This window comes from Streptomyces sp. NPDC101160 (assembly GCF_044768205.1).
Lineage (GTDB): Bacteria > Actinomycetota > Actinomycetes > Streptomycetales > Streptomycetaceae > Streptomyces.
Genome location: NZ_JBIWPJ010000006.1, coordinates 169830 through 190495, shown reverse-complemented (window position 1 = coordinate 190495; position 20666 = coordinate 169830). Strand labels below are relative to the sequence as shown.

The window sequence follows — 20666 nt, the reverse complement described above, 5'->3', positions numbered from 1 at the left end:
CCGGTCGTCAGGCCGTCAGCGCTGCGAGCTCCGCGTCGGCCCGCTCGGTCACCAGCGCGAGCACGCGGCCGGCGGCGGTGAGGTCCTCGGTGGGTATGCCGCCCCAGACGCGGGCCGAGATGGGGGCGGTCTCCGCGGCGAGGGTGGCGAGCACCTCGCGACCGGCGTCCGTCGGGAGGAGGTGGGCGCCGTCGGTGACGAGCAGCTTCTGGGCCTCCAGCTCGTCGAGCGTGGTGCGGATGTCCGCTGGGTCGGCCTTGAGGGAGCCCCGGACCTGGGCGATGAGCTCGTCCGCCGTCTGCGGGGCCTCGGCCGTGACGGCGGCGCGCAGGGCGATCTGCTGCTGGAACGTGGCGCCGTGCCGGGCCAGGACGTGCTCCAGGACGCCACGGGCGGCGTAGTGGGCGAGGCCGAGCGCGCGGGCGTCGGCGAGCGGAGCGGCGGTCGGGGCGCTGGTGGCGTTGACGGCATCGGTGTTCACGGACATGCTCGTTCACTCCTCTAACGTTCAAGCGACTAACGTTTGTGGCACTAACGACAGTAGATCGTTCGTGCCACTAACGCAAGGGGTAATCTGCACCGCATGAGCGAGACTCCCGAGGTCCCCGAGACCCCCGAGATGCCCGAGGTCGCCGACCTCCCCGACCGCCTGCGCGGCCTGCCCAGCCGCCTGCTCGCGCTCACCTCGGCCCGCGCCGACCGGGTGGTGAGCGAGCGTCTCGCCGCCGAGGACGCCCGCAAATGGCACTACGCGGCGCTCGCCTCACTCGCCGAGTACGGCCCCACCAGCCAGGCCGGCCTCAGCCGTCGCACCGGCATCTACCGCAGCGACCTCGTCGCCGTCATGAACGAGCTGGAGGCACAGGGTCACGTCGCCCGCACCCCCGACCCGGCCGACCGCCGCCGCAACGTCGTGACGATCACCTCGCAGGGTCGCCAGCACCTCCGGCGCCTCGACAAGATCCTCGCCGACGCGCAGGACGAGCTGATGGCCCCGCTGTCGGTCGCGGAACGGTCCTTGCTCGTCAGCCTGTTGGAGCGGATGCTCGCGCGCTGAGCCTCAGCTTCCGCCGTCGAACAGCGTGATCAGAAGGCCTCCCAGCACGGCGACCGGGATCCCGAAGGCCGCGCAGAGCTTCAGCACCCCGGCCTCCGAAACGTCTGTCGGAGAACCACTCCCAGCAACCTGTCTCGTCCGCCCCGGTCTCGGTGGACAAGATGGTCATGGCCCGCCCCACCTGCGGTTACCTACCCTCGACCCATGACCCCTCATGTCGAACCCGACCCCCAGGCCGGTGCGGCCGTCAAGGCCGCCGACCGCGCGCACGTGTTCCACTCCTGGTCCGCCCAGGGCCTGATCGACCCGCTCGCCGTCGCCGGCGCCGAGGGTTCGTACTTCTGGGACTATGACGGCAACCGCTACCTCGACTTCACCAGCGGCCTCGTCTACACCAACATCGGCTACCAGCACCCCAAGGTCGTCGCCGCGATCCAGGAGCAGGCCGGGAAGCTCGCGACCTTCGCTCCCGCCTTCGCCGTGGACGTGCGCTCGGAGGCCGCACGCCTCATCGCCGAGCGCACGCCGGGCGACCTGGACAAGATCTTCTTCACCAACGGCGGCGCCGAGGCCGTCGAGAACGCCGTCCGCATGGCCCGGCTGCACACCGGTCGTACGAAGGTGCTCTCGGCCTACCGCTCGTACCACGGCGCCACCTCCACCGCGATCAACCTGACCGGTGACCCGCGCCGCTGGGCCTCCGACACGGCCTCGGCCGGCGTGGTCCACTTCTGGGCGCCGTTCCTCTACCGCTCGCCGTTCTACGCCACCACCGAGGCGGAGGAGTGCCAGCGCGCGCTCCAGCACCTCGAGGACACCATCGCCTTCGAGGGCCCGGCGACCGTCGCCGCGATCATCCTGGAGACCGTGCCGGGCACGGCCGGCATCATGACCCCGCCGCCCGGCTACCTGAACGGCGTGCGCGAGATCTGCGACAAGTACGGGATCGTCTTCATCCTCGACGAGGTGATGGCGGGCTTCGGCCGCACCGGCAAGTGGTTCGCCTCCGAGCACTTCGACGTCGTGCCCGACCTGATGACCTTCGCCAAGGGCGTGAACTCCGGGTACGTGCCGCTGGGCGGCGTCGCCATCAGCGCGAAGATCGCCGCGACCTTCGACACCCGCCCGTACCCCGGCGGTCTGACCTACTCCGGGCACCCGCTGGCCTGCGCCGCCGCCGTCGCCACCATCAACGTGATGGAGGAGGAGAAGGTCGTCGAGCACGCCGCCCACATCGGCGAGACCGTCCTCGGCCCCGGTCTGCGCGAGCTGGCCGAGCGCCACCCGTCGGTCGGCGAGGTCCGCGGCATGGGCGTCTTCTGGGCGCTCGACCTGGTCAAGAACAAGGAGACGCGCGAGCCGCTCGTCCCGTACAACGCGGCCGGCGAGGCGAACGCGCCGATGGCCGCCTTCGGCGCTGCGGCGAAGATGAACGGCCTGTGGCCGTTCATCAACATGAACCGCACCCACGCCGTCCCCGCCTGCAACGTCAGCGAGGCCGAGGTCAAGGAGGGTCTGGCCGCCCTCGACGCGGCGCTGAGCGTCGCCGACGAGCACACGGTGTGACCTCAAAGGTCTGACCTCAGGTGTGACCTCAAAGGTGTGACCTCAAGGGAGTGACAACACCGTGATCGGCCCCCTCCCCGCCCTGGACTAGGGTGTCCCGGAACCGGACGGACCGGACGGAGGGGGCCGACCACATGCCCGCGAGCGGAGCTGTCACCCGCAATACCTTGCGGCAGCAGATCGCGGACGCGCTGCGTGACGAAGTCCTCGCTGGGCGTCTCCAGCCGGGCGAGGAGTTCACGGTCAAGCAGATCGCCGAGCAGTACGGCGTCTCCGCGACGCCCGTGCGCGAGGCCCTCGTCGACCTCTGCGCGCAGGGGCTGCTCGACTCCGACCAGCACCGCGGCTTCCGGGTGCACGAGTTCTCGGTCGACGACTACCGGGGCATGGTCGAGGCCCGCATGCTCGTCGTGGACGGCATCTTCCGCCGGAACGCGGCCTCCCCCGAGCCGCCCGCCGTCGCCTCCCCCGAGCCGCCCGCCGTCGCCGGGGCCGAGCCGCCCGCCGTCGCCGGTGCGGAGCCGCCCGCCGTCGTTGGTGCCGAGCCCGACGTCACGCACGGCGTCACCCTCGTCTCCATACGCCGCCGGGGCGAGGCCGCCGCCCGCGCCGCCCGGGCCGGGGACCTGGACGTCCTCATCGGATACGACATCCGGTACTGGCGCGAGCTGGGCCGGCTCGTCGCCGCCAACGACTACATCGCCGACTTCCTGCACCGGCTGCGCGTCCAGGCGTGGGTCTTCTCGGTCCCGTACCTGCGGTCCGACCGCGATCTGGTCGGCTGGCTGTGGAGCGGCCACGTCGAGCTGGTCGACGCGATCACGCGCGGCGACGCGGACGGCGCGGTGGCGGTCGTACGGGACTACAACGCGCGGTCGCTGGAGTGGGCGGACCGGCTGGAAGCGCGCTCCCGGCGTACGGGCTGAGACGTACTGGTTCGGTTGTACGGTCTGGGACGTGCGGGCTGAGTCGGCGCGGGCTGAGACGGCACGGGCTGAGTCGGCGCGGGCTGAGAGGTACGGGCTGAGTCGGCGCGGGCTGAGATGGTGTGGGCTGAGACGTACGGGTTGACGGGCGGCCCGCGCGGGCAGGCACCCAGCGGGTAGGCGGGGCAGCGTGGCCCCACTAACCTGGCCACCCCTGCAACTGACGGAGAGCGAGCCTCCCTTGGCCTGTGACCTGTGGCTGGTCCCCCTCGTCGACGTGCTGTGCCACAGCGCCGACAACCCCTTCGCCGAAGAGATAGCCACCTTCGACCAGGCCCTGACCGAGGCCGGCCTGCCCACCGTGCCCGTCTACGCCTACATGCCGGGGCTGACCGGCGACGTCGCCCCGGTCGCGGGCTTCGACTACGAGGCCCTGCACTTCCTGCGCCGTGCCTATCTGCTGCAGATGTGCGGGCTGCCCGTCGAACCGGTCGGCGAGCTCGGCGGGGACTACGAGCAGCTCCTGGAGATGTTCGAGGCCACCGCCCAGCAGTCGCACCTGGTGTGGCACTACGACCACGCCGGCGCGTACGTGCCGGTCGACTTCCCCGTACCGCTCTCCAACGACGAGCTCCTGGAGGGCGGCGGTCCGCTGGGCTCCTCGCACGGGCTCCTGCGCGAGCTGGAGTTCGTCGCGCCCGCGATCGGCATCGACCCGGCGAACCCGCCGGCCGCGCCCGCGCCCCCGGACCGGCCCACCAGCCTGGAGGAGCCCGCCGCCCCGGCCCCGTACCAGGACGACAGCCCCTTCGCCCGGGAGCGGCACGTCTGGCTGGGGCTGCACGCGGCGGCGACCCGCAGCCTGGCACAGGGCTCGATGATCATCCTCAGCTAGTACCCACCGCCCTCCGAGGCGCCCTCGTACGGCGCTCAGCGCGGCTCCGGCGGGCGCTGGCGCGGCATGTTGGGCCGGGTGCCCGGCGGCAGCGGGAAGCGGCCCGAGGGGTGGCCGGCCTCGGGGCGGGCGCCCGGGGCCGTGCCGACGGCCTGGAGGGCCAGCGGCGCCGGGCCGGAGCGGAACTCGACCATCCAGTCCGTGGTCTCCGCCCGTACCAGCTCCGTCACGTCCTCCGAGAAGCGGCGCAGGATGCCCAGACAGCGCTCGGCGGCCTCGCTGGCCGTGCCCTCCGTCGGGCCGAGCACCTCGCGCACGCTCTCCGAGGCCCAGTCGAACTGGAGCGCCTGGAGCCGGCGCTGCACGGCCTGCGCGGTGGCCACGTTCCTTATCCAGCCCGAGGTGATGCCGAAGTACCGGTCGCAGGCGAGGCAGGCGGCGCCGAGGAGCAGCGAGAGATAGCCCCAGCCGGCCAGGCCGTCGGCGACCCGGGCCAGGTCGAGCAGCGGCAGCGCGGCGCCCGCGATCGCGCCGAGGGCCGTGCCGACGCGCAGCAGGCGGGCGCAGCGCCGCTTCCAGACGCGGTCGGAGAGGTACCACTCGGCGGTGCGCAGCGCGTTCGACTCCACCCAGCGGTAGAGCTCGTCGAGGCGCTCGGCGGGCTCGCCCCAGTCGCCCAGCGGGAAGGGCGCCCCGGTCAGGTCCGGGGCCCGGTCGCCGTTCCGGTCGCCGTTCCGGCCTCTGCGCCCGGCTCCGCTCCGGTCTCCGGCCCGGTCTCCGGCCCGGTCGCGGTGCGCGGCCGGGCCTGCGGGCTCGCCGGAGTTGCCCGGGCCTTCGGGGTTCCCCGGCTGCGGCTGCATGTCCGGCTGCTGGCTCACCGGGGGACTCCTCTGTTCAGCTCAGCGCTCGTGTCCTTCTGTGACGTGCGGTGCACGTGGTGCCTGCCCTTCCTACCGCCGAATGGTGGGCTGTGGGCCCGGAATCCCGGGATTTCCGCCCGCAAGAGGGTGTTGATCAGGTAGAGGAGCCCGCAGTTTCTCACTCGAAAGAGTTGCGTCGGCGTGGGGGTCGACGACCACGTAGGCTCGTTTTCACCAAGTTCCGAAACCTGAGGAGTGACCGTGATCCCCGGTGGTGGCCAGCCCAACATGCAGCAGCTCCTCCAGCAGGCCCAGAAGATGCAGCAGGACCTCGCCCGCGCCCAGGCGGAGCTCGCGGCGACCGAGGTCGACGGGCAGGCGGGCGGCGGCCTGGTCAAGGCCACCGTGACCGGCTCGGGCGAGCTGCGCGGCCTGGTGATCGACCCGAAGGCGGTCGACCCGGAGGACACCGAGACCCTGGCCGACCTGATCGTGGCCGCCGTCAAGGCCGCCAACGACAACGCGCAGCAGCTCCAGCAGCAGAAGCTGGGCCCGCTGGCGCAGGGCCTGGGCGGCGGCGGCCTGCCGGGCCTGGGCTTCTGAGACCGGTCCTCGGCCCGGGCTGCTGAGCCCTCGGCCCCCGGCCGGTCCGAGACCCGGCCCGGCTGGTCCGAGACCCGGCCCCGGCTGGTCCGGTCCGATCACCCGGCCCGGGCCGGTCCGAGACCCGGCCCCGGCCTGGTTTCCGAGACCCGGCCCCGGCCTGGTTTCCGAGCCCCGGCCCCGCCATCCCTCCGGGTCTTCGACCCGTACATCTTCTGTGGCTCGATTCCAGCCACTACCGTAAGAATCAAGCACTTCCGAGAAGGGCGCCGGCATTGTACGAAGGCGTGGTTCAGGACCTCATCGACGAACTGGGCAGGCTGCCCGGCGTCGGTCCCAAGAGCGCCCAGCGGATCGCCTTCCACATCCTCCAGGCCGAGCCGACCGATGTGCGGCGGCTCGCCCGGGCGCTCCTGGAAGTGAAGGAGAAGGTCCGGTTCTGTGCGGTCTGCGGAAACGTCGCGCAGCAGGAGCAGTGCAACATCTGCCGTGACCCGCGCCGCGACCTGACCGTCATCTGCGTGGTCGAGGAGCCGAAGGACGTCGTGGCGATCGAGCGGACCCGCGAGTTCCGCGGCCGCTACCACGTGCTCGGCGGCGCGATCAGTCCGATCGAGGGCGTCGGCCCGGACGACCTGCGGATCCGCGAGCTGCTGGCGCGGCTCGCGGACGGCACGGTCACCGAGCTGATCCTGGCCACCGACCCGAACCTGGAGGGCGAGGCCACCGCGACGTACCTGGCGCGGATGATCAAGCCCATGGGCCTGAAGGTGACGCGGCTCGCGAGCGGTCTGCCGGTCGGCGGTGACCTGGAGTACGCCGACGAGGTCACCCTGGGGCGTGCCTTCGAGGGGCGGCGACTGCTAGATGTATGACGACGACCGAGTCCGTGCGCACGACGCCGCACTCTCAGAGAGGCTCCTCGATGTCTGACGCCACGCTGCACTCCATCACCCAGGACCCGGACGACTTCGCGGTGCAGGTCGCGGACTCGATCGAGAGCTTCATCGTCGCCACGACGGAGGTCGCCAAGGGCGACGAGCCGGACAGCGCGGTGCCCTTCCTGCTCCTGGAGGTCTCGCAGCTGCTGCTCGCCGGCGGGCGGCTCGGCGCGCACGCGGACATCGTCCCGGACGAGCAGTACGAGCCGGACGCGGGTCCCGACGTGGACGTGGACGACCTGCGCGAGCGGTTCGCGGTCATGCTGGAGCCGGTGGACGTGTTCTCCGAGGTCTTCGACCCGTACGAGCCGCGCAAGGCGCCCGTACCGGCCCGGATCTCCGACAACCTCGCCGACATCGTCACCGACCTGCGGCACGGCCTCGCCCACTACCGCGCGGGCCGGACCAGCGAGGCGCTGTGGTGGTGGCAGTTCTCGTACTTCTCGAACTGGGGCCCCACCGCCTCCGCCACCCTGCGCGCCCTCCAGTCCCTGGTGGCGCACGTCCGGCTCGACCAGCCCCTCGCCGACCTGGCGGGCCTCGACACGGACGAGGACCTGACGGAGGACGCCCTCGCGGAGGAGGCGGGCCGCGTGATGGCGCAGGAGCTGGGCGGCTTCGGCCGCCACGCGGGCTGACGGACGTACGGGATACGCGTACGGGCTTCAGGGCAGGGCTTACGGGCCGGCCCCGGCGCACGGGGCCGATGCGCGGCGTACGGGCGGGCTGACGCGGTCGTACGGTCCGATGCGCGGCATACGGGCGGGCTGACGCGGTCGTACGGTCCGATGCGCGGCGTACGGAGCCTGGGCCCGGCTCACGTGTCGGCAGCGGCGTACCTACGGGCTGACGCAGCTGTACGGTCCGGCGCCCGGCGTACGGTCCGGCGCCCGGCGTACGGGCTGGCGCGCGGCATACGGGCCGGCGGCACGCGCGGGGGCCCGCGCGTACGAGCCGGCGTACGCCCTACAGCCGGCCCGCCTCCACGATCCGGCTCAGGAACCGGCGCGTGCGGTCGTGCGTCGGCGCGCCGAAGACCTCGGCCGACGTGCCGCGCTCCAGGACGACCCCGTTCTCCAGGAAGCACACCTGGTCGGCGACCTCGCGGGCGAAGCCCATCTCGTGGGTGGCGATGACCATCGTCATGCCCTCCTCCTTGAGGTCCCGCACGACGTTCAGGACCTCGCCGACCAGCTCCGGGTCGAGCGCCGCCGTCACCTCGTCCAGCAGCAGCAGGCGCGGCCGGTTCGCGAGCGCGCGGGCGATCGCCACGCGCTGCTGCTGACCTCCGCTGAGCCGGTCCGGGTACTCGCCCGCCTTGGCGGCGAGCCCGAGCCGGTCGAGCAGCTCGCGCGCCCGCTCCTCGGCGGCCCGGCGCTCGGCCTTGTGGACGCGGCGCGGGGCGAGCGTGATGTTGTCGAGCACGCTCATGTGCGGGAAGAGGTTGTACGCCTGGAAGACCACGCCGATCCGGCGCCGTACGGCATCGGCGTCGGCGCGCGGGTCGGTGATGTCGTCGCCGTCCAGGAAGATCGCGCCGTCGTCGATCTCCTCCAGGAGGTTGGCGCACTTGAGGAGGGTCGACTTCCCGGAGCCGGAGGCGCCGATGAGGACGGTGACCGAGTGCTGCGGGACGGCGAGGTCGACATCGCGCAGGACGACGGTCTGGGCGGCGCCGTGGCCGTACGTCTTGCGGACCGACTCCAGGCGGAGGACGGGCGTCATCGTCATACCGTGCCTCCCTGCGACTGGCGGCGGTTCATCCGTGCCGTGACCCAGTCCGTGAACCGGGTCATCGGGATCGTGAGCGTGACGAAGACCAGGGCGGCGACGGTGTACGGCGTGAAGTTGAAGGTCTTGCCCGCCAGGATCTGCGCCGCGTACACGGCGTCGACCGCACCGCCGATGGAGACCAGGCCGGTGTCCTTCTGGAGCGAGACCAGGTCGTTGAGCAGCGGCGGCACGACCCGGCGTACGGCCTGCGGCAGCACCACGTACCGCACGGTCTGCGCGCTCGACAGACCGAGCGAGCGGGCGGCGGCGCGCTGGCTGGGATGGACGCTCTCGATGCCCGCCCGGAAGACCTCGGCCGTGTACGCCGAGTACGTGAGGACGATCGCCGCACCGCCGAGGACGACCGGGTCGGCCGGCACGCCCTGGAGGCGCAGCGCGGGCACGCCGAAGATGATGGCCAGCAGGCAGATGACCAGCGGCAGGCCGCGGAAGAAGTCCACGTACGCGGTGGCCAGGGCGCGGAGCGGGAAGAACGCCGGGCCGCGGACGGTGCGGGCGAGGGCGATCAGCAGGCCGAGGACGAGGGCGGCGGGCCCGCAGACGGCGAGCAGGCCGAGGTTGAGCCAGAGACCGTCGATGACCTGGGGGAGGGCCTGGCGGGCGTACTCCGCGCTGAAGAAGGTCTCCTTCACGCGCGGCCAGCCGGGAGAACCGGTGATGCCGAAATAGAGCACCGCCAGGGTGACGGCGGTGCTCAGGGCGGCGACGGCCGTCGCGCGGCGGGTGCGGGAGCGCTTGTAGCGCTCGCGCTCGATCCGGCGCTGCGACGGCCTGTACATCTCGCCCGGGGTGTCCTCCTGGGGCGAGTCCTCCTTCGTGACGGTCACTTCAGCACCGGCGCGCCGGCCGCCTCGGACAGCCACTGCTTCTCGATCGCGGCGAGCGTGCCGTCCTTGCGCAGCGCGTCCACGGCCTGGGAGACGCAGGAGGTCAGCGCGGAGCCCTTGTCGAGGACCAGGCCGAACTGCTCCTTGGCGCCGCCGGTGGTCTCGAACTGGCCGACGACCTTCGCCTCGGGGACCTCGGCGCCGGTGATGTAGAACGCGGTCGGCAGGTCCACGACGATCGCGTCGACCTGGCCGTTCTTGAGCGCGGCCTTGGCGAGGTCGTTCTTCTGGAAGACGGCGGGCTGCTGCTCCGGCTTGATCTGCTGGTTGATCACGTCGAGGCTGGTGGTGCCGACCTGTGCGCCGAGCTTGGCGCCCTTGAGGTCGGCGAGGGTGGTCGCCTTCGCGGCCTTGGAGCTCTTGAGCGCGATGACGGCCTGGCGGACGTCGTAGTAGCCGGAGGACAGGTCCACGGCCTTGCGGCGGTCCTCGTTGATCGACACCTGGTTGACGTCGAAGTCGAAGCTCTTCTCGCCGGGCGCGAAGGCGTTGTTGAACGCGACCTTCTGCCAGACCACGTCACCCTTCGCGAAGCCGAGCTTCTGCCCGACCGCGTACGCGACGGCGGACTCGTAACCCTTGCCGTTGGCCGGGTCGTCGTCCTGGAACCAGGGCGCGTAGGCGGGCGTGTCGGTGCCGACCGTCAGCTTGCCCTTCGCCTTCGTGGCGAGCGCGTCCTTCGCGCAGGACGCGGGCGCGCCGCTCTTGGCGGGCTTGCCGCCGGCCGCCTGATCCTGGGGGGCCTCGGGCTGGGGCGCGCACGCGGACGCGGCGAGGGCGACGAGGACGGAGGCCGTGGCGAGCGTGGCGGTGTGACGTGGGCGCATGGCGGGAGAGTGGCAGGCGTCCGGGCATCTGTCCAGGTCACGCGCGTGTGGTCTCGTATGCCGAAACGTTTGTGACGGCTGTATTGCGGCGCCCCCGCGGCTTCTCTGAGCCGTCCCCGCAGCTCCTCTGCGGCTTCCCTGCGGCTCTTCCCGCGGCCCCTCTGTGCCCCCTCTGTGGCCCCTCTGTGGCATCTCGGCGGCATCTCGGCGGCGACCCCACGAGAGGGTTCGGAGGCCCCGAGTGATCACCAGTGATCACTCCGCGAGCAGCGAATCTCATCATTCGATATCACCGTGGCGTTTTTCCGCTGCTCGTTAGACTGAGCCGACCGCAGTGAGAAGCTGCGGCAACGACTGAGCGAGGAGCGCACGTGGGCCTTGTCGTGCAGAAGTACGGAGGCTCCTCCGTTGCCGATGCCGAAGGCATCAAGCGCGTCGCCAAGCGAATCGTGGAAGCCAAGAAGAACGGCCACCAGGTGGTCGTCGTGGTCTCCGCGATGGGCGACACGACGGACGAGCTGATCGATCTCGCCGAGCAGGTATCCCCGATGCCGGCCGGCCGTGAGTTCGACATGCTGCTGACCGCCGGAGAGCGGATCTCCATGGCCCTGCTGGCCATGGCGATCAAAAACCTGGGCCACGAGGCCCAGTCGTTCACCGGCAGCCAGGCGGGTGTCATCACCGACTCGGTCCACAACAAAGCGCGCATCATCGATGTCACGCCGGGCCGCATCCGCACCGCGCTCGACGAGGGCAACATCGCCATCGTCGCCGGTTTCCAGGGCGTGTCCGCGGACAAGAAGGACATCACCACGCTGGGCCGCGGCGGCTCCGACACGACCGCCGTCGCCCTGGCCGCCGCGCTCGACGCCGAGGTCTGCGAGATCTACACGGACGTCGACGGTGTCTTCACCGCCGACCCGCGCGTGGTGAAGAAGGCGAAGAAGATCGACTGGATCTCCTTCGAGGACATGCTGGAGCTCGCCGCCTCCGGCTCCAAGGTGCTGCTGCACCGGTGCGTCGAGTACGCACGCCGCTACAACATCCCGATCCACGTCCGCTCCTCCTTCTCGGGGCTGCAGGGCACGTGGGTCAGCAACGAACCGACAGGGGATCTGAAGGTGGAGCAGGCCATCATCTCCGGTGTCGCGCACGACACCTCCGAGGCCAAGATCACGGTCGTCGGCGTGCCGGACAAGCCGGGCGAGGCCGCGGCCATCTTCCGTGCCGTCGCGGACGCCGAGATCAACATCGACATGATCGTGCAGAACGTGTCCGCCGCCTCCACCGGGCTCACGGACATCTCCTTCACCCTCCCCAAGTCCGAGGGCCGCAAGGCCATCGACGCCCTGGAGAAGACGAAGGCCACGATCGGCTTCGACTCGCTCCGCTACGACGACCAGATCGGCAAGATCTCCCTGGTCGGCGCCGGCATGAAGACGAACCCGGGCGTCACCGCGGACTTCTTCAAGGCGCTGTCGGACGCGGGCGTCAACATCGAGCTGATCTCCACCTCCGAGATCCGCATCTCGGTCGTCACCCGCGCCGACGACGTCAACGAGGCCGTCCGCGCCGTCCACACCGCCTTCGGTCTGGACAGCGACTCCGACGAGGCCGTGGTCTACGGCGGCACCGGCCGCTGATCACGGCACGGTTCCTCCGATGAGCGGCAAGCCGACGCTCGCGGTCGTGGGAGCGACCGGGGCCGTCGGCGCCGTGCTGCTCCGGATGCTCACGCACCACGCGGACGTCTGGGGCGAGATCCGACTCCTCGCCTCCGCCCGTTCGGCCGGCCGCAGGCTGGCCGTGCGGGAGGAGGAGAGCGAGGTCCTCGCGCTGAGCGAGGAGAACCTGGAGGGCGTCGACGTCGCCCTCTTCCTCGTGCCCGACGCCGTCGCGGCGCGCTGGGCGCCGATCGCCGCCGCCAAGGGCACGGTGGTCGTGGACACCTCCGCGGCGTTCCGGGCCGACCCCGACGTGCCGCTCGTGGTCCCCGAGATCAACGCGCACGCCGTACGGATGCGGCCGCGCGGCATCGTCGCGAGCCCCGGCTGCTCCACCCTGGCGCTGATCGTCGCCGTGGGCGCCCTGCACGCCGAGTACGGGCTCACCGAGCTCGTCGTCACCGTGCAGCAGGCCGCGAGCGGCGCCGGCCGGGCGGGCACCGCCGCGCTGCGCCACCAGCTGGCCGTCGTCACCGGCAGCGAGCTGGGCATGCACCCGGGCGACGTGCGCCGGGCGGTCGGCGACGCCACCGGCCCCTTCTCCGGGCCGCTCGCCCTCAACGTGCTGCCCTGGTCGGGCGAGCTCGCCGCCGACGGCTGGTCCACCGAGGAGCTGGCCGTCCGCGAGGAGGCCCGCAAGGTCCTCGAACTGCCCGGGCTGCGGGTCGCCGCGACCTGCGTCCGGGTCCCGGTGGTGGCCGGGCACTCCGTCTCCGTGCACGCCCGCTTCGAGAAGCCCGTCACCGTCGCCCGCGCGCACGAGATCCTCGCCACCTCTCCCGGTGTGGTGCTGTACGACGATCCCGGCGCCGGAGACTTCCCGACGCCCGCCGACGTCGTGGGCACCGACCCCAGCTGGGTCGGCCGGGTGCGGCGCTCGCCGGACGACACCCGGGCCCTGGATCTCTTCGTGTGCGCCGACAACCTGCGCAAGGGCGCGGCGCTCAACGCCGTCCAGATCGCGGAGTCGATCGTGGGGACGGCCTCAACTTTGTAGGATCTGTGAACGCCTTGTGAGCAATTCGGCGTCGGCAGGCTCTTGATCAGGTCAGATGTCCTGGACGACGATGCTGTTCCCTCCCCGCTGCAACCAGCGGTCGGGCGGGAGCGTCTTCGCGTGCACCCAGGACCAGGTGACGTGAAGCACGCCGAGAGCGGGGCATCGGGGGAGAACGGGTACGCATGAGGGCAAACGACGCACCGTCAAAAACGGTGGCGTACGCGTACAACCCTGACGGGGGGAAGCGTGTCCAACAGGCGTGGCAGAGGTACTCGACATCGCGGCGGTCATCCCGCTGCACGGCACCGGGGTGCGACCGCTCAGGCGGCCGCGCCCGGTCGGCGGCATGCCGGTGATCGCGCCCATGCCCCTCAAACCCCGCTCCCTGCGGCCCACCCGTCCCGGCGGTCAGACCCCGGACCAGAGCACCGGTCAGACCGCTGGTCAGAGCACCCCGCCGCCGACCGTGAGCGGTATTCCGGCGCCCCGCGGGGGCGCTGACGACGCGATGGCTGCCGGCACCACCGTCGACCACCTCACCGAGACCTACCGCGCCCACTACCGGTCGCTGCTCGGTCTCGCCGCGCTGCTCCTCGACGACACCGCCTCCTGCGAGGACGTCGTGCAGGAGGCGTTCATCCGGGTCCACTCGGCCCGCAACCGGGTCCGCGACCCCGAGAAGACCCTGGCCTACCTGCGCCAGACCGTCGTCAACCTCTCCCGCTCCGCGCTGCGCCGCCGCATCCTCGGCCTCAAGCTGCTCTCGAAGCCCATGCCGGACATGGCGAGCGCGGAGGAGGGCGCGTACGACCAGCTGGAGCGCGACGCGCTGATCAAGGCCATGCGCGGGCTCCAGCGACGCCAGCGCGAGGTCCTGGTGCTGCGCTACTTCGCGGACATGACGGAGGCCCAGGTCGCCGAGACCCTCGGCATATCGCTCGGCTCGGTGAAGGCGTACGGCTCCCGCGGCATCGCGGCCCTGCGCGTCGCCATGGAGGCCACGTCATGAGCGGCTGGCGGCATGATGGGCGCGACGGTGACCGGGACGACCTGAGTGGATTCGGTTTGGTGAACGAAGCGCCGGAAGGCCGGGCGCCGGAAGGCCGGGCGCCGGAGGGCCGGGCGTCGGAGGGCCGGGCGCCGGAAGGCCGGGCGCCGGAGGGCCAGGCGCTGGAGGGCCGGGCGCTGGAAGGGCGGGCGGCTGACGGCGACACGGTGGAGGGCCGGGCGCTGGAAGGGCGAGCGGCTGACGGCGACGCGCCGGAGGACCGGGCGCCGGAAGGCCGGGCGGCGGAACGCTTGGGGGCCGGGGGCCGAGCGGCCCACGGCCGAGCGGCGGAAGGCCATGCGGCTGACGCGCACGCGGCTGACGGCCACGCGCCCGAGGTCGGCGGCGGTGGCGGTTCCCTCGACGAGCTCGCGTTGCGGCGGCTGCTCCAGGGGGCGGTGTCCGGGATCGAGCCGTCCACGGACGCGCTCGACCACCTGCGCCGGGCCGTGCCCGCACGCCGGGCCCGCAAGCGGCAGGCCGTGGTCGGCATGGCCGCGGCGATCGTTCTCGTCGGCACGGCCGTGCCGGCGCTCGTGCACGTCGCCTCGTCGGACGGGATCAGCACCGACAAGGCCGTCAACGCCGGGCACGGCGAGCAGGCCCAGGGCGGCACCGGCACCGAGACCGGCATCGAGGGCGGGCAGAAGACCACGGCCCCGTCCCCCGGGGCGACCGCGACCGGTCAGGGCGGTGCCGAGGGCATCACGGGCAGGCCGCCCGCCGCCACGGCGCCCGGCACGGGCGTCGGCAGCGGCGGCAAGCCCACGCCGTCCGTCGCCCCGGACGCCCCGCCGTCCTGTCTGGCCGGCCAGCTCGGCGTCGTCTCTGCCCAGGCCGGCGTCCCGGACGAGTCCGGGAAGGTCTACGGCACCTTCCGGATCGCCAACGTCTCGCCGCGCGACTGCCTGGTCGGCGGCCCCGGGAAGATCACCTTCGAGGCGCACGGCGCGGCCGACCGGACGAAGATCGCGGTGGTGGAACACACCGCGGGCGACGCGGCCGGCGGCCTGCCCGACCCCGCACAGGAGTCCCCGCGGCTGCTGCTCACCCCGAACAACGCGTACGAGGTGAAGTTCGCCTGGGTGCCCAGCGAGACCTGCCCGACCACCGGCACCACCCCGACGCCGACCCCGACCGATGCGACGAGCGGCGGCTCGACCACCGGGGGCACCACCACCGGCGGTTCCGGCACCGAACCCTCGGCCAACACGCCCGACACCCAGACGACGGACGGCGCCACGGCCGACGGCAGCATCGCCGTGACGCACACGGCGGACCCGGGCGGCCCGGTGGCCGAGACGACCATCCCCAACGCCTGTGCGGGCACGATCTACCGGACCGGGGTCCTGGACGCCTCCTGAGGCGTCCAGGACCGGCGGTGCCGGTTCAGAGCCCGAGGGCCGCGTCCCGCTGGGTCTCGACCTCGCGGCGGACGAGGCGGAACCACATGAAGGCCACGAAGCCCGCGAAGACGAACCACTCGGCCGTGTAGCCGAGGTTCTGGAACGCCTTCATGTCCAGGCTCGTGCCCGCGGCCGCGGCCGCCGGCACGGGCTTGAGCCCGGCGGGGGAGTCGGTGAGCGTGATCCAGGCGTCGTAGACGTCGTCCGGCACCACGTTCACCAGCGACGCGGCGCTGATCAGGCCGAGCTGCCCGGCGGGCAGCCCGCCCGTCGTGCGGACGCCCTTGGTGCCCGTGCCCTCCGAGGCCTGGAGGGCGCCGGTGACGGTGACCGGGCCGGCCGGCGGGGCCGGCGCCGCGGCGCCCGCGGGCAGCCAGCCGCGGACCACCGGCAGCGCCTTGCCGTCGTCCGTCTTCAGGAGCGTGAGGACGTACGAGCCGGTGCGGCCGTCCAGCTCCCGGTCCGGGACCAGGAACTGCTCCCCGTACCGCCCGTCGGCCCGCGCGATGCGACCCGAGGTCTCCTTGTCCACGGGCAGCAGCGCGTCCAGCGCCTCGGCCTTCTGCGTCGCCGGGTCGGGGCGCCGCTCGGCCTCCTCATGGGAGGCGACACGGTCCTCGAACCTGCCCAGCTGCCAGGTCCCCATGAACACGCAGAACGGGATGGCGAGGAGGACGAAGACGTTGATCCCCCACCAGCGGGGCGTTCTCAGGAACCGGTACACACCCCCACGGTACGGGGGGCGGCTCAGCCCACCTCCTTCCGGGGTCCGGAAGGCCCGGGCGTCCCCAGGTGCCGGGCCGCGAAGGCGAGATCGAGCGCCACCTGCTTGATCCGCTCGTCCACGACCAGCGAGCCGTGCCCCGCGTCGTACCGGTACACCTCGTGCACCGCGCCCCGGGCGGCGAGCCGGTCCACGTAGTTGTCGATCTGGCGGATCGGGCAGCGCGGGTCGTTGACGCCGGCCGTGATGTGCACCGGGGCCCTGACCGCGTCCACGTACGTCAGCGGCGACGAGGCCGCGAACCGCTCCGGGACCTCCTCGGGCGAGCCGCCGAGCAGCGTGCGGTCGAGCGCCTTGAGGGCCTCCATCTCGTCCTCGTACGCCGTCACGTAGTCCGCGACGGGCACCGCGGCCAGACCCAGCGCCCAGGCGTCCGGCTGGGTGCCGAGGCCGAGCAGGGTGAGGTAGCCGCCCCAGGAGCCGCCGGCCAGGATCAGCTTCGCCGGGTCGGCGAGGCCGCTGGCCACCGCCCACTCGCGGACCGCGGCGATGTCCTCCAGCTCGATCAGACCGACCCGGTGCTTCAGCGCGTCCGTCCACTCCCGGCCGTAGCCGGTCGAGCCGCGGTAGTTGACCCGCACCACCGCGTAGCCGTGGTCGAGCCAGGCCGCCGGGCCGGAGGCGAAGGCGTCGCTGTCGTGCCAGGTCGGGCCGCCGTGCACCTCGAAGATCGTCGGGAACGGCCCCTCGCCCTCCGCCGGGCGCTGCACCAGGGCGTGCACCCGGCCGCCCGGACCGTCCACCCACACGTCCTCCACCGGCAGCGAAGGCGGCGCCTTCGGGCCGGGCGGGTCGAGGACGACCGAGCCGTCCGTGGAGCGCACCACCGGCGGCTGGGCCGCCGAGGACCACAGGTACTCCACGGTGCCGTCCGGGCGGGCCGTCGCACTCGACACCGTGCCCGCCGGGGTCTCCACCCGGACGAGGGCGCCGGTCGCGATGTCGTACCGCCACAGCTCGCTGCGGGCCTCGAAGCCGTGCACGATCAGCAGGCCCGAGCCGTCCGGGAACCACTCCGCCGACACGTCGCCCGGCAGGTCGAGGCGCAGGTCGGTCTCGGTGCCCGTGGCCACGTCCCACAGCATCGGCTCCCAGCGGCCGCGCCGCTGGTGCCCGACGAGCAGCCGGGTGTCGCCGGCCACCGGTGCGAAGCCGAGGACGGTCAGGCCCAGCTCCTCGGTACCGCCCTTGGTGTCGTCCAGCTCGGCCACCACGGCGGAGGAGCCCGACGCGGAGGAGCCGGACGCGGAGGAGCCGGACGCCGCATCGGCGGCGTCCGCTGCGGCGTCGGCGCGCAGCACGCGGATCGCCGAGTGCATCGCGTCCCCGTGCTCGGTGTGCTCGATCGCGATCAGGGAGCCGTCGTACGACAGGTCGCCGACCCCGGCCGACTCACGGTGCCGGTAGATCTCCACCGGCTCGGTCGCGCCCGGCCGCAGCAGGTGCACGGTCGAGCCGTCCTCGTCCGTGGAGCGGCCCACCACGACCGTGCCCTCCCGGCCGAGGGCCAGGCCGGCCGGGTAGGAGGCGTCGAGTCCGGGCACCGCGGGCTCGTCCGCGCCGCGTTCGAAGGGCTGGCGCATCCACACGCCGAACTCGTCGCCGTCGGTGTCCGCGAACCACCAGATCCACCGGCCGTCCGGGCTGAGCGTGCCGTCCGTCGTCCCGTTCGGCCGGTCGGTCACCTGGCGCTGCCCGCCCGTCGCCCGGTCCCACGCGTACAGCTCGAACGTCCCCGTCGCGTTCGACACGAACAGCGAGCGGTCCGGGGCCTCCTCCGCCCACTCGGGCAGCGAGACCCGCGGTGCGCGGAACCGCTGCTCCCAGGCCGGGGCGCCGGCGAAGTCCGTACGCCTGCTCTGTTCAGTGCTCTGGTCAGTGCTCTCGGTCATGGAGCCATGATGCTCCGCGCCGCCGACAAATCGTTCGCCTCGCCCCCAACCTGTGGATAACCTCGCGGGCATGTACGCACCGACCCCCGACGACTGGCACGAGGCCAACCGCGCACGCTGGGACGAGCGGGTGCCGATCCACGTCGCCAGCGACTTCTACGGCCTCGACGACTTCCGGGCCGGCAAGGACGCGCTGCGCGACTTCGAGCTCGCGGAGGTCGGCGACGTCACCGGCCGCTCGCTGCTCCACCTCCAGTGCCACATCGGCCTGGACACCCTGTCCTGGGCCCGCCACGGTGCCGCGCGCGTCGTCGGCCTCGACTTCTCCGAGCCGGCCGTCGAGACCGCCCGCTCGCTCGCCGCCGACCTCGGACTGACGCCCGAGCGGGCCGCGTTCGTCGCCGCCGACGCGTACGACGCCGCCACGGCGGTGCCGGACTCCGCGTACGACATCGTCTACACCGGCGGCGGGGCGCTGAACTGGCTGCCCGACCTCGACCGCTGGGCCGAGACGGCCGCCTCGCTCGTGGCGCCCGGAGGCTTCCTCTACGTCGCCGAGTTCCACCCCATCAGCGACTCCTTCGACGACGAGACCGCCACGCGGCTGGTCAACGACTACTTCGTGCGCGAGCCGTGGGTGGACACCTCGTCCGGCACCTACGCCGACCTGGATGCCGCCACCACCCAGAACCGCAGCGTGGAGTGGGTGCACCCGGTCGGCGAGGTGGTCACCGCCCTCGCGAAGGCCGGGCTGCGCATCGAGTTCCTGCACGAGCACGACGTGACGCTGTTCCCGCGCTTCGCCTCGCTCAAGCGGCAGGACGACGGCTACTACCGCTTCCCGGCCGACCGGCCGCGGATCCCGCTGATGTACTCGATCAAGGCGTCGAAGGCCGGGCAGCCGGCCCGGCAGGCGGCGTCAGCCTGATCACGGCGCGCCCGCCCGCCGGGTCCACCGTGGAGCGGTGCGGCGGGGCGCCGTCCTCCTCGTCGTCACGCAGCACGAGGGAGCTTTGCCGCTCCTTCAACTCGTTCTGCTTGCCCTGCGAGAAGGTGGCGTGCAGCTGCTCGAAGCCGGTCGCCGAGACCTGGCCGGTCCGCTTCCCGCGTCCGGTGGCGCGCGCAGGATCTGATCGCCGAACGCGAGCAGCGTCAGCAGGATGACGAGCCCGGGCAGCGTCACGAACACGGCGAATCCCATGCCGCCACTGTGCCCGGGGCCCCGGAAACGGCGGAAGCCGTCGGCCTGTCAGAGGCCATGTCTACGATTGCGGCATGGAGTTCGCCTTCGTCGTAGCAGCAGTGTTCCTCCTGTTCTTCGGGGCCGGTGTGCTGCGCGACCGGCGCCGCTTCAGCAACGCCGTGTATCTCGGCCTGGCCGTCACCTTCCTCGGCCTCGGCCTGCTCGCCGGCATCGACGACGCCCCGCCCGGCGTCGGCGAGACGGTGATGGTCGTCGTGCTGCTCGTGCTCGCGCTCGGCCCGGTCGTGCTGGCCGGACTGCTGTGCGCGAACGGCGTGAAGATGGTCCGCAAGGAGGGCAGACGCCCGGCGAACCTGCTGGCACTGCTCGCCGGGCTCGGCATGTTCGGCGTGATGGTGCTGATGGCGGTCGCGTTCGTGACCCGCTCGGTGCGGCTCGGCGTGGTCGTCGGCACGCTCCTGCTCGTCCTCGGCTATGTCTCCTTCCTCTTCCTCTGCTTCATCGGCTACGCCTTCCTCTACGGCCGGATGGGCATCCGCCGCGACGCCGACTACGTCGTCGTGCTCGGCTCCGGCCTGATCGGCGGGCGCCGGGTGCCGCCGCTGCTCGCGAGCCGCCTGGACCGGGGCCGACAGGTGTACGAGAAGCTCGCCGAGCTCCGCGAGGTGGACCGCCCGCCGGTGCTCATCACCTCCGGCGGCCAGGGGCCCGACGAGCAGCTCCCCGAGTCGCACGCGATGGCCGACTACCTCGTCGAGCGCGGCTTCCCGGCGGACCGGGTCGTGCGCGAGGACCGCTCGCGCACCACCGAGGAGAACATGCTGTTCAGCCGCGAACTGATGGAGGCGCAGCGGCCCGGCGCCGAGTGCGTGATCGTCACCAACAACTTCCACGCCTTCCGGGCCGCGCTGCTCGCCCGGAAGACGGGGGTGAAGGGCCAGGTGGTGGGCTCGCCCACGGCCGCGTACTTCTGGCCGAGCGCCACGATCCGCGAGTTCGTCGCCGTGTTCCTCCAGTACAAGGCGGTCAACCTGGGGATCTGCGGCGCGCTGATACTCATGGGCGCCCTGGCCCTCGCCGCCGCTCCCTGACCCGGTGCCCTGACCCGGTCTCCTGACCGGCTCGCTGCCCCTCCCCGCCCGGCTCGCCGCCCCTCCCCGCCCGGCTCCCCGGCCCCGGGCCCAGCCGCAGGGAGTACTACCGCAGGTCGGATGGCGTGGGTCGTCCTACGCTGGAGGAGGCCGATACAGGC

20 protein-coding genes and 1 pseudogene are annotated in these 20666 nt (G+C 72.4%); 13 read left to right on the top strand and 8 right to left on the bottom strand.

Translation table 11 applies throughout. The annotated features are described in order from the left end of the window. Positions 1–7: 7 nt before the first annotated feature. Entirely contained in the window at positions 8–487 is a 480-nt protein-coding gene (locus ACIRSU_RS20260) for a MarR family transcriptional regulator (protein WP_403793936.1), read from the bottom strand. Between the two features lie 96 nt (positions 488–583). On the opposite strand from ACIRSU_RS20260, the gene ACIRSU_RS20255 reads away from it, so the two are divergent. The 4 genes from ACIRSU_RS20255 (at position 584) to ACIRSU_RS20240 (ending at position 4444) form a co-directional block, all read left to right on the top strand. Continuing rightward, positions 584–1057 (top strand): MarR family winged helix-turn-helix transcriptional regulator, encoded by a 474-nt coding sequence (locus ACIRSU_RS20255; protein WP_403793934.1) that lies wholly within the window; start codon positions 584–586, stop codon positions 1055–1057. Between the two features lie 204 nt (positions 1058–1261). After that, positions 1262–2623 (top strand): aspartate aminotransferase family protein, encoded by a 1362-nt coding sequence (locus tag ACIRSU_RS20250; RefSeq protein ID WP_403793932.1) that lies wholly within the window; start codon positions 1262–1264, stop codon positions 2621–2623. 134 nt (positions 2624–2757) lie between these two features. Then, positions 2758–3549, top strand: a complete 792-nt coding sequence (locus ACIRSU_RS20245) for a GntR family transcriptional regulator (protein WP_403793930.1) — start codon at positions 2758–2760, stop codon at positions 3547–3549. A 241-nt stretch (positions 3550–3790) separates the two neighbouring features. Continuing rightward, positions 3791–4444, top strand: a complete 654-nt coding sequence (locus ACIRSU_RS20240; protein ID WP_403793928.1) for a hypothetical protein — start codon at positions 3791–3793, stop codon at positions 4442–4444. 35 nt (positions 4445–4479) lie between these two features. Here the strand turns inward: ACIRSU_RS20240 and ACIRSU_RS20235 are convergent, their stop codons facing one another. Beyond that, positions 4480–5304, bottom strand: a complete 825-nt coding sequence (locus ACIRSU_RS20235; protein ID WP_403794885.1) for an SLATT domain-containing protein — start codon at positions 5302–5304, stop codon at positions 4480–4482. 261 nt (positions 5305–5565) lie between these two features. Between ACIRSU_RS20235 and ACIRSU_RS20230 the strand changes: the two genes are divergently transcribed. The 3 genes from ACIRSU_RS20230 to ACIRSU_RS20220 all read left to right on the top strand — a co-directional run bounded on the left by ACIRSU_RS20230 (position 5566) and on the right by ACIRSU_RS20220 (position 7486). Continuing rightward, positions 5566–5907: a YbaB/EbfC family nucleoid-associated protein gene (locus ACIRSU_RS20230; RefSeq protein ID WP_403793926.1), complete on the top strand. Its 342-nt coding sequence runs from the start codon at positions 5566–5568 to the stop codon at positions 5905–5907. A gap of 275 nt (positions 5908–6182) precedes the next feature. Continuing rightward, entirely contained in the window at positions 6183–6782 is a 600-nt protein-coding gene (gene recR, locus ACIRSU_RS20225) for a recombination mediator RecR (RefSeq protein ID WP_403793924.1), read from the top strand. A 50-nt stretch (positions 6783–6832) separates the two neighbouring features. Beyond that, the gene (locus ACIRSU_RS20220) at positions 6833–7486 is read left to right on the top strand and encodes a DUF5063 domain-containing protein (protein ID WP_403793923.1); all 654 of its coding nucleotides are present in this window, start codon (positions 6833–6835) and stop codon (positions 7484–7486) included. Between the two features lie 328 nt (positions 7487–7814). On the opposite strand, the gene ACIRSU_RS20215 is transcribed toward ACIRSU_RS20220, so the two are convergent. Genes ACIRSU_RS20215 through ACIRSU_RS20205 form a run of 3 tightly spaced genes read right to left on the bottom strand, consistent with a single transcriptional unit; the run spans position 7815 to position 10356 of the window. Further along, positions 7815–8579: an amino acid ABC transporter ATP-binding protein gene (locus tag ACIRSU_RS20215; protein ID WP_403793921.1), complete on the bottom strand. Its 765-nt coding sequence runs from the start codon at positions 8577–8579 to the stop codon at positions 7815–7817. Continuing rightward, on the bottom strand, positions 8576–9421 hold the full coding sequence (locus ACIRSU_RS20210) for an amino acid ABC transporter permease (RefSeq protein WP_403794882.1): 846 nt from the start codon (positions 9419–9421) through the stop codon (positions 8576–8578). The genes ACIRSU_RS20215 and ACIRSU_RS20210 overlap by 4 nt, the downstream gene beginning before the upstream one ends. Positions 9422–9465: 44 nt before the next feature. Further along, positions 9466–10356 carry an ABC transporter substrate-binding protein gene (locus tag ACIRSU_RS20205; RefSeq protein WP_403793919.1) on the bottom strand — a complete coding sequence of 297 codons (891 nt, stop codon included), beginning with the start codon at positions 10354–10356 and terminating at the stop codon, positions 9466–9468. A gap of 371 nt (positions 10357–10727) precedes the next feature. Between ACIRSU_RS20205 and ACIRSU_RS20200 the strand changes: the two genes are divergently transcribed. From ACIRSU_RS20200 to ACIRSU_RS20185, 4 genes are all read left to right on the top strand, one after another. Further along, complete coding sequence (locus ACIRSU_RS20200) at positions 10728–11999, top strand: aspartate kinase (protein WP_403793917.1); 1272 nt, start codon at positions 10728–10730, stop codon at positions 11997–11999. Between the two features lie 19 nt (positions 12000–12018). Beyond that, positions 12019–13077, top strand: coding sequence for an aspartate-semialdehyde dehydrogenase (locus ACIRSU_RS20195; protein WP_403793915.1), 1059 nt, complete (start codon positions 12019–12021; stop codon positions 13075–13077). A gap of 262 nt (positions 13078–13339) precedes the next feature. Then, positions 13340–14089 (top strand): SigE family RNA polymerase sigma factor, encoded by a 750-nt coding sequence (locus ACIRSU_RS20190; RefSeq protein ID WP_403793913.1) that lies wholly within the window; start codon positions 13340–13342, stop codon positions 14087–14089. Between the two features lie 59 nt (positions 14090–14148). Next, positions 14149–15492: a hypothetical protein gene (locus ACIRSU_RS20185; RefSeq protein WP_403793911.1), complete on the top strand. Its 1344-nt coding sequence runs from the start codon at positions 14149–14151 to the stop codon at positions 15490–15492. Positions 15493–15517: 25 nt separating this feature from the next. Here ACIRSU_RS20185 and ACIRSU_RS20180 read toward each other — a convergent pair whose 3' ends face one another. Continuing rightward, positions 15518–16258, bottom strand: coding sequence for an SURF1 family protein (locus ACIRSU_RS20180; RefSeq protein ID WP_403793909.1), 741 nt, complete (start codon positions 16256–16258; stop codon positions 15518–15520). A 23-nt stretch (positions 16259–16281) separates the two neighbouring features. Continuing rightward, the gene (locus ACIRSU_RS20175; protein WP_403793907.1) at positions 16282–18210 is read right to left on the bottom strand and encodes a prolyl oligopeptidase family serine peptidase; all 1929 of its coding nucleotides are present in this window, start codon (positions 18208–18210) and stop codon (positions 16282–16284) included. Positions 18211–18280: 70 nt separating this feature from the next. Here ACIRSU_RS20175 and ACIRSU_RS20170 point away from each other — a divergent pair, with 70 nt between their 5' ends. Next, complete coding sequence (locus tag ACIRSU_RS20170; RefSeq protein ID WP_403793905.1) at positions 18281–19138, top strand: class I SAM-dependent methyltransferase; 858 nt, start codon at positions 18281–18283, stop codon at positions 19136–19138. Here the strand turns inward: ACIRSU_RS20170 and ACIRSU_RS20165 are convergent. Next, positions 19089–19411: pseudogene (locus tag ACIRSU_RS20165) on the bottom strand (DUF6191 domain-containing protein). The gene ACIRSU_RS20170 and the pseudogene ACIRSU_RS20165 overlap by 50 nt on opposite strands. A gap of 74 nt (positions 19412–19485) precedes the next feature. Between ACIRSU_RS20165 and ACIRSU_RS20160 the strand changes: the two are divergent. Beyond that, on the top strand, positions 19486–20505 hold the full coding sequence (locus ACIRSU_RS20160) for a YdcF family protein (RefSeq protein WP_403793903.1): 1020 nt from the start codon (positions 19486–19488) through the stop codon (positions 20503–20505). The last annotated feature ends 161 nt before the right edge of the window (positions 20506–20666 follow it).

Excerpts from the sequence above, each read along its gene's own strand:
- ACIRSU_RS20245 (WP_403793930.1), top strand. The coding sequence starts at position 2,758 with ATGCCCGCGAGCGGAGCTGTCACCCGCAATACCTTGCGGCAGCAGATC.
- ACIRSU_RS20260 (WP_403793936.1), bottom strand. The coding sequence starts at position 487 with ATGTCCGTGAACACCGATGCCGTCAACGCCACCAGCGCCCCGACCGCC.
- ACIRSU_RS20220 (WP_403793923.1), top strand. The coding sequence starts at position 6,833 with ATGTCTGACGCCACGCTGCACTCCATCACCCAGGACCCGGACGACTTC.
- ACIRSU_RS20170 (WP_403793905.1), top strand. The coding sequence starts at position 18,281 with ATGTACGCACCGACCCCCGACGACTGGCACGAGGCCAACCGCGCACGC.
- ACIRSU_RS20235 (WP_403794885.1), bottom strand. The coding sequence starts at position 5,304 with ATGCAGCCGCAGCCGGGGAACCCCGAAGGCCCGGGCAACTCCGGCGAG.
- ACIRSU_RS20205 (WP_403793919.1), bottom strand. The coding sequence starts at position 10,356 with ATGCGCCCACGTCACACCGCCACGCTCGCCACGGCCTCCGTCCTCGTC.
- ACIRSU_RS20250 (WP_403793932.1), top strand. The coding sequence starts at position 1,262 with ATGACCCCTCATGTCGAACCCGACCCCCAGGCCGGTGCGGCCGTCAAG.
- ACIRSU_RS20160 (WP_403793903.1), top strand. The coding sequence starts at position 19,486 with ATGGAGTTCGCCTTCGTCGTAGCAGCAGTGTTCCTCCTGTTCTTCGGG.
- ACIRSU_RS20215 (WP_403793921.1), bottom strand. The coding sequence starts at position 8,579 with ATGACGATGACGCCCGTCCTCCGCCTGGAGTCGGTCCGCAAGACGTAC.
- ACIRSU_RS20255 (WP_403793934.1), top strand. The coding sequence starts at position 584 with ATGAGCGAGACTCCCGAGGTCCCCGAGACCCCCGAGATGCCCGAGGTC.
- ACIRSU_RS20175 (WP_403793907.1), bottom strand. The coding sequence starts at position 18,210 with ATGACCGAGAGCACTGACCAGAGCACTGAACAGAGCAGGCGTACGGAC.
- ACIRSU_RS20195 (WP_403793915.1), top strand. The coding sequence starts at position 12,019 with ATGAGCGGCAAGCCGACGCTCGCGGTCGTGGGAGCGACCGGGGCCGTC.
- ACIRSU_RS20210 (WP_403794882.1), bottom strand. The coding sequence starts at position 9,421 with ATGTACAGGCCGTCGCAGCGCCGGATCGAGCGCGAGCGCTACAAGCGC.